The following is a 14,161-nucleotide window of genomic DNA, read 5'->3' as shown; positions in this document are numbered from 1 at the left end:
TTAACCCGTGAAAGACATGATTACGACAAGCTAAACTTCCCGGTATTCACATCCGACCATGCGGCCATAATCGCTTGCTGAGGCTGAGAAGCTAATCCATCCATAAAGTTGCTTTCTCCCACCTTAGGCGCGAAGGAACTCATCGCTTGAATGAGGTTGTCTAACGCATTATCAGTCAAGCAGGTATATTCCTGCTCGCCTTGAGCGTCTTTTTCACCTAAACCGATAATAAGTTTGGCTCGATTATTTGCAAAATAATCATTGAAAGTAACACAACCTAACGCATCAAATAGCGTTTGATCGGAAGAAGTATCAGTATGGCGTGCCATAGAGATTTTCAGATCGTAACCACTACGCTCAAACCATAAACGGTTCCAATCAATACCGTTGAAGATGATGTTTTCACCTTGGCGAATATCTTCAACCACGTTATCGATCACCTGACCACTGACCACAAAACTGTCTACGCCAGCACCGCCTTTGAACGTATTTTGGTAACCCCCAAGCACCATGACATCGTTACCTTCTCCACCGTTTAATGTGCTGAATTTTGAGATGGCGGCGGCAATTAAGTAATCCTCGCCCTCGCCAGCATTAATCGAAGCATGGTAACCCATCAGTTTGACTTCATCGTTTCCTTGGCCAGCATCAATTCGGTTGTGATTGCCAAAGACTCTCGCAAAGTCATTGCCTGCACCAAGATCAAGTTGGTTGTTATTACCGATGGTTACAGCAAAGTCTTGATCGTCTCCCATGTCCACACGGTTGAAGTTACCTGAAGTGACCGCATAGTCATTACCTGACCCCATGGTGATCTCACCACCTTCGCCAAAGACAAAGGATTGATCATCACCCGCGCCCATAAAGACGTGGTTAATGCGTCCGGCCACAACCGCCGTATCATTACCATCACCGCCGAACATCATGTTCTCGCGACCCATTAAAACGCCCATATCGTGGCCTTCACCGCCGGTGAAAATATTGGAGACTCCCGTTGCGTAGAACACATCGTCATCTCGGCCGCCCCAGAAGTTATTATTGTCGCCTAGATAAGCGCCGAGATCTTTACCGTCACCACCCCAGTTGAAGTTGTAATTGCCCAGAGAAACGTTCATATCGCCATCCCCTTGCAAATGCCCACTGTTACGAAGGAAATCAAACGTTTTATCCTTCATATTGAGCAAATCGGCGGTGAGATTCTGCTTCAGATTACTGACCAATGATGCCATCTCTGCCTGCTTATCTTTGCTAAACATGGTGGCAAATAAATTGGGCAAATTGAGCGCATTAAAACCAAATGCGCGCTCTGGTTTGGTTTCTTCAACAGTGGCTGATACGTTTTCCGTTGCCGCAGGCGCGCCATTGAGAGTCACTTGCGCTGTATCGTTTTCCTCTGGTGTTTTCTCTTTCAGTCCATGACTTTCAGCAAAGGATTGAAGACCATCAGCCCCCATATCGATTCCCGCTTTGAGGCTATCTAGCAATTTTTCTGGGTCAGTAAATGCGCTGAGCTGCTCACCACCAAACTCGCCAATCACTTCTAGCATCTCTTTTAAAATGGCAACGCCATCTACCGCTTCATCAGTACGAGAGACTATTTTGCCATCAGCGGTGTAATTGACACCGAAGATATCACCTAAAGTCGTCTCTGCACCGACCTCAGCAAATTTACCCAGCAGCTTATTCTTAAGCTGACGAGGCAAGTCTTGCGGATTATAGGTAAAGGTCGTTTGAGCCATTCCCGTTGCTGAGAATTGCTGGGTTAACACACCAAACAATGAACCGAGATTGGTATCCAAAATCGCTTGGATGTTGTCTCCGAACATAAAGTTCCAGTTGCCCGTGGTGACCTGAATATCGGCTCCTTGGCCACCGACCGCGAAGTTAAAGGCCAACTTCTCGTTCATTTGACGGAACTTATCCGCTCGGCTCATCTTGCCAGAATCATTATTACTATTGCCACTTAGCCACTGGTTGTACTTTTTATTCAACGTTGCTTCAGCGTCAGACTTCAAGCCGCGGCTGCTGCGCTCATTCTGAGAGTCCAAATCAACCAAACTGGTGTAGTCAACACTGCTGGTTTGATCGAGACCGGACATCTCTTTAACAAATTTTTTCGCACCAGAGAGTGTCCACTGCTGTTCTTGAGCCGCTAACCAATCGGCACCCTTTCCTGATTGTGCGATGCTTTGTAATACTCCTGAAATACGTGATGCACCATCAAATGGATTGACCAGTGGCGGTGTCGGGATCGACTTATCCATCATCATGATAAGATCATTACTGCGACCCATATTGAAACTTACGTTGCGGTTACCCATAAACATTTGAGCACCTTCAAGCGCCTGATAACCAGCGATGTCGACACTATGTTTGCTGTCACCATTACCAATATGAACCATGACATTGTTGTCACCAAAGGCCAGCGACTTAAAGCCTCCCGTACCCACTTTAATACCAACATTTGACGTACCCCAGTTAACTGCGGTGAACTCACCATCACCGACGTTGACCTGAATATTGCCCGAGTAGCTGAGCTTATTGTCACTGCCCGCCGATGCCGTAGTATCCGTTTCCGTTTTACGCTTTTCAGGTGCTTCAAACACCTCACTGTTGTCGCCGATGGCACCACGTGCTGGCTCATTAACCTCACTCGCACCAACACGAGCAAGGTGGATATCCCCTTCCGCCACACCGTTACGAATGATCTCGTCACGTGCGGTAACTTCGCCTTGCGTATTCCAAGTCAGTGAGACTTTATTGTTTTCAGCCTTTTGTACCCAATTTCCATTGGCATCTTGAGTATGTTTGCGCCCTGTTGTATCTACCGCTACATCAGAGTTGCGAACCGACACATCCACACGAAGACCATTGGCATCCATGGCATTGATAAATTGATGGCCAAAACCTTTCTGCTTGTCATCACTCACTAAAGAGCAACCGACAATACTGATATGGTCAGGCTTGTTGCTGATGTTTTCCGCTTGGCCGAATGCCTGCTGGAATTTCGCCAATTTCACTGCAAGTTCATCGGCACTGTAGCCACTTAAGCGAGTGTTGTTATGTTCTGAATCATCACGCCCATGGCCAACCAATTGCCAGCGCAGCTTTCCATCCAGTTTCGATGGGTCACCATACACCACGCGATAATTCCCCTCAGAATCGAGCTGAACGACCACACTGTTTTCAGGATGCTTGCCAGCTAGATTTGCCGCCGCTTTTGCAACTACTGAATCGTTTTCCATTTGAACAATCACTTGGCCATCAAAGCGCGTTTCACCGCCGTCCGCTGTCGGAGTCACAACAACACGTTCCCAGTCATTCACATTTTGGTTGTGAAGTATCTTTCCACCAGCCAATGCTTCTTTCGTATCATCTACAGCTTTTGCATTGCCATCGACATCTAAAGTACCAGGCTTTTTAATCGGTGTTGCGTCAAACACAGGTAAATCGAGGATCCCCTGCATGGTGGTCTTATCACCAAAGGTTGGCTTGTAGCTTGCTAACGTGTTGCCATCCATTACCACCACGCGGTTGAAGATTGCTTCACCTGCGTCGTTTTTACCCAGCTTATAGCTTTGAGCCATGTTCAGATCGGACTTGCCGAAGAAACGCGTTAGGTAGTCGCCAAACTTCTCTGCTGATGAGAACTCAACAATACCAGCATTTGGATCGTAGAAGCCGTAAACACGATCGTCGCCTGAGCCTTTTGCCCAAGCTGCCATCGCATGCCCCGGAGCATCAAGTTCCAACAACACAGGTTTGCCGTTAGCCGATGCATCAGTGATTTTCTCAACCACACCGTTTACGGTCAGCGCTTGCTTCCCTTCCAGCTTTTCCTGCCACACTTTCATCGACGTATCATGCATTGGGTTCTTCGCATGAATGGCCGCTAAGCTGCTGAGCAACTTGCTTGCATTGGCTTTTTCACTGTCTGAGTAAAGGGTTGGATTGCTCAGCACCGCTGCCGCAGAGTACATCTTCTCCAGCAGTTGTCTTGCCACGCCAACTTGACCATCGTTTTCCAGCTGTTTCGCAACCAAAACGAGTTTAGAAAGTGGATCACAACGTCCACCAAAACCGTCATTCGATAGGTTCAACAGCATTAACTGTGGCGCGAGCTGTTCAGTCGCTTTCGCATCCACCACGCCAGCAGAAGCAATCTCACGGAACAATCGGTTGTACTTCTCAGACTTGTTCTGGAACGTCACTTTCAGTGCACGACTTTCGATTTCCCAAGCAAGCGCACCTTTTTGCTCTGCGCTCCAGTTGCCTTTAACAAACAGATCCACCAGTTGCTTGATGCTCATATCTGAGCGGAAGCCGTCAACGATCTCCTTCGCATGGTCGTTTTTGTAACCATTTAGGAAATCTTTAGTGGTACGAATGTCTTTCGATTTACCCGGTACGCTCATATCAGGTTTCAGCGCGTCGCCATAGCGTTTAAAGTCTTTCTCTAGCCCTTTCAGCACTTCGCCCGCTTCTACCGCTGCTTGCTCTGCATTAAACAGACCGGAGACAATTTGATCCGCGTACTGCCCCATCAAGCGGTTGCTCGCTTCGTGGCCATAGAAGGTTTGTTCACCCGTGACGTTGTAGCCAGCAATCGCGAGTTTAGCTCGTAGCTTCTCGCCTTCTTCGCCTAAACCTTCGTTGTCCGTTAGCAGCAGAATCGGCGTCTCTTTTGGCAAGCCTTTTAGGTTCTTCTCCACTGAGAACTGACCGTTAACCGCTTTCGCGATAGCCCCTACAATGCCCGCTGGATTCGCCACTTCATGAGCGGTGATCGCTTTAGTCATACTTGGCATAGGACGGTCGAGCAATAAGCCAGAAACCGTTTGACCATTTTGCACAGCATAACGTGCTAAATCTGCAGCAATCGGGCCACCCATTGAGTAGCCATGAATGATGATGTTGCTCGGGTCAATGCCCTTGTCATTCACTAAGTACTTGAACATGGTGCGCGCGTCTTGGTACAAGCCTTTTTCACTTGGTCCGCCGTCACTTTCACCATAGCCACGTAGGTTGACTGCGAGCATGTCGATACCTTGTTTCTGATAGTGGCTGCGAATCGCACTCGCTTGTTCTTCAGAAGAAGAACCAGAACCGTGCAGGAACAACACGACTTTACCGCTGGTCGCGCTCGTTTCAGTGTCGCTTGATACAGCTCCCTGATGATAGTACCCCGTTAGACGGCCCGATTCCCCTTTCAAGGTGACTTTCTGCGATTCACCTTGTTCTACCGCATGGTCAAGTAGGGTTTGCGTGATTTCGCCAATCTTACGGCGAGCTTCTTTATCGCCATACAACTCGTTATTGAGGAAGCGAGTCAATGGGCTCAGAGATTCTTTATCGCGCGGTGGCGTACCATCATTTTCGATGGCGACGGTTTCTTTCTGCTTCTCGTTGCCTGATAGAGCATCAAGGACATCGCTTACTTGATGACTTTGCTTCTTAGCCACGATTTCTAACTGGGCCTCTTGTAACGCTTGACCAAAGTTAAATAGCTCTGTCGGCGTCCAAACACCAAACTTAGGCAGCCATGTGTGACCAATGAGTTTATCTGCCCCACCCGCTTTCAACACTTTAGCGACCGTGCTAGAGCAGTTTTTGGTGAGCAGTTGATAACGCGCATCCGGGTCGTTACTTAGACGATGCCATTCTGCCTGCATTGCCGCAGTATTAAGCCCTTCTAAGTTAATGCGGAATACACGGCCTTCATCCGCTTGGCTGGCCTTAAAGGCTTCGATTTCTTCCAGCGCTCTTTCAGCAAACTGACGAACCACATTATCGATGCGTTTTTCCACCAGGGCAGGATCGCCACTCGCTTTAGCTTGTTTCTGTAGCTCTTCGGCAAAACGGTTTGCTACATCCATCATGTCGTAACTGGTGTCATTCCACTGTTCAACGAATGGTTGGAATACATGTGCTGGAATGCCTGTCGTTTCAAGTATATCCGGGTTGCCCAGTAGCACACTCGCGTAACCTCCAGAAGCGTCTTTGTAAGAGGCATCAATACCTTTAGCGGCATTGAGTTTTTCGATAAAGCGTTTCAGCTTAGTTTCGCCGTCATTCAAACCAAAGCCATCGTTTTCTTCTGACACCATATCATGCTCAAGTGTGTCATTTTGATGAGCTGGTTGGCTGAAGTCGCTCCAACGCAATTTAAGATCAGGCTGATTTTTTGTTGCAACGTTGAAGATATTACGGATATTGGATGACTTGCTACCTAGTGGCCACCAACTCACATAATTCTGCTTGTTGAAATCAGCCGCGGCTTGACCTTCAAGCTGCGTGCGACCTTGGCCAATTTGCAATGCGGCGTGACCTAGTGTGCTGTGATCACTCGGCTTCCAGATGTACATGGTCGCGCTCACTGGCGACATGTGCTGTTCAATCGCTTGGTGTACTTTGTTTAACCCAGCAATATCAATACCTTTACCATCTTTTGCAAGATCGTTTGCAGAAAGCCCTGCGAAGATCGTATCGGCAACAACTTGACCATATTCATGACTTACGGCTGCTTTTACTTTTTCAAGTACAGCATCGCTACCGCCTAGCTGATCGATATTGGCAAGATTACCTTTGCCCTTAGTGACGAAATCGCCATTTCCATCCAGATACAGATGTTTACTCTCCTTCAAGTTGGCGTTATCAAGCTGGTCATACAGACGGCTAAAGTTATCGTGAGCTTTGATGCTTTGCTCAGAGGCTGCAAGAACCGAGACTTCCTCTAAACGTACATTCACTTGGTTTAACAGTGAACTCATAGCCTCAACGCGGCCAGAATCGGGGTGGCCGAGTAGGTAGCCTTCAACCTGTTTGCGCAGGTTCACCAGTTTTTCTACGGACTCCAAATTATAATCTGCATAATCAATCGCACCGTGCCCTAGATCCTTTGCGGCTTTGAATAGAAGAGGGATAGTATGATAATCAGCCAGTGCATCAATCACTTGTTGGTAGCTTTCACCACGAATTTTACCGCTCACATGAGCAGCATCAAGTAGCTCAGTCACAGACATCAGTTCTACGTTGGTGTTGTACGTCCAAGCACCGTCTTCTTTTTGTGCCAAAATTCGCGTGCGGCCATCGTGATGCGAGAGCACCTTGTTATCGACTAAGAATAGCTCATCTGGCATCTGCTCGAAGTTGTCGAAGTTTGCCAAGATAAAGCGCTCAATGGATTTTTGTTGAGCTGCATCTTCAGGATTATCAAGAAGAATAGTCTTTCTCTTTCCATCGGTTCCCGGCCACGATCGAACTTCAAAACCTTTATCGCCTTCTTGCACCAAGAGATTGCGCTCAGTACGAAGTGAATAGAATGGTAGAGATTCACGCAACATGCTATCGATCGCGCTTAGCTTCACATCCAGTTCAACCAGCGTATCGGCCTTGTAACCATCCGGATTATCTGCCAAAAGCTCTGCTTGTTGCGCTGTACTTAGTGCATCAAAACGGATTTTAACCGCCACGCCAGCATCGGTAAGTCGACGTCCAATTTCGTCAACGGGCACATCTTTGTATTCTGAAACAGGCTTATCGAGTAAACGGATTTCACCTACTAATCCTTCACGTTGCAATTGACGCAGCGCAGGAAGTTCAACATTCCAGAAATAGTTACCAAGACGCATGCCACCTTGGGCAATAACATAAACATCATTTTGTGCGCCCGTTGCATAGACTGAACTCCAGAAACCCGTATTGCTGAACGTTGCTGCATCAATTGACAATTTCAATTGATTTTGCTCAGCGTTATCTGGGTCAAGGAACATGCCCCCCCAACGCATCAATTGCTTGTTTAGGTCGATTGCAAACGCATTGCCCTTAACATCAATGTCGTAAACTACCTTTTTGCCATCAACCTGCGCATTGTCGAGTACGTTTCGGTATTCCTTAAAGTTTCTACCAGACCAGAACGAAACAATGCTTTTCTCACCGTGTGGCGCTTCAAAACTATAACCATAGCTCTCAAGCTTGGTGAGAAATTCGACGCGCTTGTCCCAGTCATAATCGAGCGTAGCTTCAACAAACAAAGTGGCTAATGCTTGCGCTTGATCTTTCGGTACTTGGTTGTCAGTGTGTTCGATGTAGCCACCAACAAATTGAATCATGCGCTCCTTGGCTTCATCAGAGACATCGGCATCGACGCGCTCAAAACTTGGAACTGGTACATACTTATCTGTCGCCGCGTCATTATCGGTGTCTAGCCAGCGATAAAGATTCGCCACTTTTTCTGCGCGAGCAGCTACAAGCGATTCTGCAGAGTCATGCGAAGCTTCGCCTAAGCTTTCAAGGTTCACCCCTGAAATGTGAATCTCTTTTCGGCTCACATCCTGAGAGGCCGTTGTTGGCACAACAATGCTGTCGGCGTTTGTCTCAGTGAACATCGAAGTGACAGAACTACCCGTATTTTTCGCTCGAATTCCTGCGTTAATTTGCAGGCGGTTGACTGCATTGGTCGCACCTTCTAAGGCTTCTAGCTCTTGCTCGCTCAAGCCTTCGCTAAAGCGGCCATCAGCGTTTGTTTGACTGTCAGCGTTGATATGGCGGCCCGCAACACCAGCGGCTTCGACGCTATGTGCTTGACCCACAAGGCCGCTGCCCGCAACACCTTGACGATCAGGGCGATCGCTTTCGTTTTGCTTAGCCCCTTTCGCATCATTCTGCACTTGGTTGGCTTTATGTTCCGCGTTCATCGCATCGCGATCACCACGCGATTGCGCGTCGTTTGCTGCGCTGTGTGCGTCAGATTCGGCTTGTTTCGCGTCATTGCCTTTTGCCAAAGCATCAGCTTTACGTTTTTCAGCATCAGTTTTAGCATCAGCAATGCCTTGCTCTGCACCCGCCAGGTTTTGCTCACCTTTTGCGACGCCTGCTTCCGATTGTGCAACCGAATCTTTGACTTTATTTTGATTGTCCGCGTGCGTCTGTTTCGCGGCAGCAATCTGCTCACCAGAAACCTGTTTTGCGTTGTCCAATTGGGTTTGAACACCATCAAGCAAGCCACCGGCAAAATCGTTGCGCCATTGGTCGCCCGACTCACCCGTATGCGTGGCTTTGTCATCGAGCACATCGAGACCTTGTGCCAGTTCGGTCAACTCAGCCGTCACGGCTTCCGACTCTTCTTTCACTGCATCGCGTTGAGCTTGACCATTATTTTCCAGAGCTTGTTGGTCGGTAGATTCCAGTTGGCTTTGCGAACCTGCGACAGCATCGAGCTGTTTCTGCTTTTCTTGTTCTAGACGCTGGCGATCCGCTTCTGCGCGCTCTTTGTCTGATAGGGCATTCTGCGACGCTTGATTTTGCGTTGCATGCTCACTCACCGCATTAGTTTGCTGTAGCGTTTCTAATTTCGCAACTACGTTATCTAAGATATAGCCCAACCCATCATCGTGGCCTGTGCCTTTGAATTCGATACGGTTACTGCCAGCTTGAGCGGTCAGTTTTAAGGTTTTTTTCTGCCAAGCAGATTCATCACCAGACGATGAGAAAACCACTTCGCCGTTCCAGAGAACGTCAATGCCTTCGTTATTAGAAATGCCTGCACGTTTTGCAAAATCAAAGCTCAGCGTAATAACTTCGCCATGATTGAGATCATTCAGATCTTGAAAAATGGTCGTGTTGATGTAGGTGTCAAGCTCACTGACTCGGTTGCCGTGTCCTTCACTTGCAACGCCATAACCGTTGGCAGAAAAACCTGCTTCAATACCGTTAGAGGCCCTCCAACCGTACTCCCCCTGCTCAAAATCGCCATTAACAATGAGATTTGGCCCTTGAACTTGGTCCGAAGAGTCGTCAACGCTGAGCGCATTTTGCATTTGATTGAGATCAGGTGCGTCTACCTTGGTCACACTACCTGTTAGGCTGTCTCCCAAATCAGAGCCCACTTCTTCAATCACCTCCATTTGGAAGCCATCCAGCTTGGTGATTTCAGGTGTCGCAATCGCACCACGGCCTTTATGCGTGCCGGATGATGATGCTTCATCGCCTTGCACTAAGTAGTTGATTGCTTGGCTACCACCTACACCAAGTACGGTTTGCTTGATGTTATCAAACAGGGCGGAGAGCTTGTTGCTACTGGTGTTGCTCGACGCGACCGCCAAACTGTAGAAATCACCATTACCGATTTTGATCGCCACGTTGTTTTGAGCGTAAGAAGCATTAACCCCTAAACCATCACCAACATGAATATTAGCGTTGGCTTTACCTTTCATGACCGCGACGTTCAAACCATCGCCGATTTTGGTATTGACGTTGTATTGGCCCCAAGCAACATTGACCGAAATACCATCACCAACCACGGTGTTAATATTGGCATCCCCATAAGCGGCGGTGACGTTTAGGCCATCTCCCACTCGAGTCGTTACGTTCGCTTTACCTTTCGCGGCGGTCACCTGCATACCATCACCGACTTTGGTGACGATGTTGCCCTTACTCCAAAGTGCGTTAAAGCTATCGCCATCACCCACTTGAGTCACGATGTTGGCTTCACCTTTGGCTAGCACAACATTTCGGCCATTACCCACTTTGGTGATAACGTTGGCTTTACCCCAAGCACCGGTATAATCATCACCATCACCCACATGGGTAATGATATTGGCTTGACCTTGCACGACAGAGACTTCTTGACCATCGCCCACTTTGCTGATGACGTTGGCTTCACCTTTGGCAAAATTATAGCGATCTCCATCACCTACATGAGTAAACACGTTAGCTTGACCCCAAGCCACGTTAACACCCAAGCCATCACCGACTTTGGTAATAATGTTTGCCTTGCCCTTGGCAATACCAATGGTCGTGCCATCTCCGACATGAGTCATCACGTTGCCGATATCGGAAATCAACAAACCTACCGTGGTGCCTTCGCCCACTTTGGTGAGGATATTGCCTTTACCCGCCAATACAGCGGCGGTGGTTGCATCACCGACATGAGTCACGACGTTGGCTTTCGCCGCGGCCACAACACCCATGAAATCATCACCCACTTTGGTGACGATATTGGCTTCGCCCAGTGCTAAGACACCGGTTAAACCATCGCCGACATGCGTCATGATGTTCGCTTTACCGAACATCGCCGCCAGCGTTGTGCCGTTACCGACTTTGGTCATCACGTTCACTTCGCCCGCAAATATTCCTAAGCTGGTTCCATCACCGACATGGGTGTAGATGTTAGCTTTACCGACCATCAGCGCAGCGGTGAGATCATCGCCCACTTTGGTCATAATGTTGGCTTGACCGATCATTGCAGCAAACGTGCTGCCACTGCCTACGTGAGTGAAGATGTTGGCGTTACCCACCATAGCCGCAAGTGTGGTTCCATTACCGACTTTAGTTGCTATGTTGCCTTTGGCTAACATAAGCGCCACCGACATGCCATCACCGATATGGGTGAAGACGTTAGCTTCGGCCACCATTAACGCGAGAGCATCACCGTTGCCCACTTTGGTAAAGACGTTACCAAGGCCGCCCATCAATGCCCAAGCATTCCCTTCGCCCACATGGGTAAAGATATTGCCCGCACCAATCATGACTGCAATGGATGTTCCATCGCCCACTTTAGTGAAGATGTTGCCTGCGGCGCCCATTACGCCAAGGGTTTGACCATCACCAACATGCGTTAGCACGTTGCCAACACCAAGCATAATGCCAGTCGTATCGCCATTCCCGACTTTCGTTAGGATGTTCGCGCCGCCTACCATTACGCCAGTTGTGGTGCCATCACCCACATGGGTGAGTACGTTAGCGCCTCCGCCCATCACTGCAAGGGTGTTGCCTTTGCCTTTTTTGGTGAGAATATTTGCGCCGCCGAGTGCCACCGCCGTGGTATTCGATAATTGATCATCACTGCTGATATGGGTAATCACGTTCGCACCACCCAGCATGCCCGCCGTGAGTTCACCATCACCCATTTTGGTCAGTACGTTTGCGCCACCAGCCAGTACCGAAGCCACATCGCCTTGACCGACTTGTGTCATGACATTGAAACCGCCAGCCGCTAGCCATAGTGCATCACCACTACCGATTTGCGTGTGCGTGTTATAGCCGCCCAGTAGAGTAACTCGACTATTGCCTTGGCCTTTCTGTACCGAGATGTTGCCGTAAGCCAATAAGTGAGCCAGATAGTCGCCGTTACCAACACGAACCAGCACGTTCAACGCACCACCCGCGTAAACATCCATCTTGCCTTGCTGACTTTGGTGCACTAATACGTTTGCCAAACCTGCGCCGCGGAAGGTGAGATCCCCTTCTTCGCCATTTTTGACAATCACGTTAGCCGCGCCAGCACCGTTAAATTCAGTGTTACCAAACTGAGAGCTATGCAGGATCACGTTGGCAAGACCGCCACCGTTAAAGTAAACATGACCGCGTGTTACGTTGGATTTAATAACGTTACCGCCACCGACACCATTGAAATGAATATCGCCAGAGCTTTCGCCGCTATCGCTTACGGGTTTGAATAAGGTTTGATCCGTGTATTCGTCGATATCAGCCACTGTTTCGCTGGTACTTCTTACCGCGTTAACGCTGTAATGCAAGTCGCTGAGCGAGTAGCCCCCTTTACCCATTGGGTTATACCCAGTTGCAGACGAAATATCTTGGTTGGCTATATTGGCAGTGTGATCACCTTCTTTATACCAAGAGCGAGCTTGATATTTCATCGCACCGGTTTCGGCATCGTTAGCCAGCTCAACCACTACAATTTTTGTGTAAGGCCCAAGCACTTTAGCGTAAACATAAGTGTTGGGTTTGCGGTTTGATTTCACCGCTTTGACATCAACCTTAGTGCCATCAGCATAAATCGCGTGACCACCAATTTTGGCATCCGACAATGACACATCTTTTGCATCAATCACCGCGCCATTAGCGTAAGTCACCCACTCATATTCAGTCAGGCTTTTCTCAACCGCATGAACAGTCACTGATTGCTGATGTTCAATGGCAATATTAGAAAGGGTATAACCACCGTTGACTGGATTGGACTCAAAGCCACCTGAAGAAGAAACATCGGAATGAGCAAGATCGGTTAAGTGATTACCCTGCTTGAACCATGCCTCTGAGTAGTACTTGAGTTTGCCGGATTCAGCATCGTTATAGAGACGGATTTTGTTGATTTTGGTGTAAGTACCATCTGCAATAGCGAACAAATAAGTATTTGGCTCTCGCTCTGATTTTACAGCGTTAACCGAATGAAACTTGTTGCCGTTATCAATCGATATACCGTGCATCTGTGCGGTAGTGAGGACAATTTCTTCGGCTTTGGCATATTCCATACCTTGAGCATCAAAATCGCCGCCACTACCTTTACGAGTAATGGTGTTATAAGCACCGCCGCCCGAGAAATGAATATCACCATGTGCCACATCAGAGTAAAGGCTGTTGTAACCACCTACACCTTCGAAGCGAATATTACCGCGTGTTTCGGTATACACATCGTTCGCATTGTGCGTACGCTCAATTCGGTTGGATGCCCCGGCACCCGCTAGGGTAATATCCCCAACCTTGCCTTTGCGAACCAAATGGTTATCCGCACCAGCTCCACTAAAGTGCAAGTTACCGCTTTCAACACGTGAGCTAATACTGTTAGCAACCCCCGCGCCGACAAAACGCACATCACCTTGAGATCCTTGATACTGGTTAAACCAAGTACGATCGATTTTATTGCCCGCACCTGCACCTTCGAAACTCAAGTTTCCATGATTGGTTTCATGCCAGATAGCGTTGTAGCCACCAGCACCTTGGAAAGAAACATGGCCTGATGACCCTTGACGCTTAATGTGGTTGTAAGCCGCAGCACCTGCGTAGCTGATGTTGCCATGCTGGCCGTCATGACCAATGTCTACACCACCAGCAGCACCTGAAAATGAGAGATTACCGTCTCCGTTTTTCTTGATATCAGCATAACCCGCAGCGCCTCGAACGCTCAGGTTCCCCGTTGTATCCTCAACTTTTAGATAGCCGGCCCCCGCCGATACCGTATCGTTACCTGAACCGGTATATACCGTGGCTCCGATCGACCCCAGATGAATATGATCATCTCCGCCATAAGCATGAATTTCGCCGCCAAAACCGATGGCAACAATGTCGTTATTTCCATCGTCGGCGGAATAATTTCCGGTGAAGAAGTATTCGACACTTCTCCAAAATGGTTTTCCCATAGACT

At 48.5% G+C, this 14,161-nt stretch carries 1 protein-coding gene; it reads right to left on the bottom strand.

Annotation, left to right across the window (positions count from 1 at the left end):
* Positions 1 to 20: 20 nt before the first annotated feature.
* Positions 21 to 14,156 carry an MARTX multifunctional-autoprocessing repeats-in-toxin holotoxin RtxA gene (gene rtxA / locus AACQ75_RS05365; RefSeq protein WP_170888343.1) on the bottom strand — a complete coding sequence of 4,712 codons (14,136 nt, stop codon included), beginning with the start codon at positions 14,154 to 14,156 and terminating at the stop codon, positions 21 to 23.
* Positions 14,157 to 14,161 lie beyond the last annotated feature (5 nt).

The sequence above is a fragment of the Vibrio sp. B1-2 genome, from assembly GCF_963888445.1.
Classification (GTDB): Bacteria; Pseudomonadota; Gammaproteobacteria; order Enterobacterales; family Vibrionaceae; genus Vibrio; species Vibrio anguillarum.
The sequence above is the reverse complement of the archived record's forward strand: the minus strand, read 5'-3'. Positions and strand labels throughout refer to the sequence as shown.

What these genes read in the sequence shown, in the direction of transcription:
- rtxA (WP_170888343.1), bottom strand. Translation starts at nt 14,156, where the DNA reads ATGGGAAAACCATTTTGGAGAAGTGTCGAATACTTCTTCACCGGAAAT.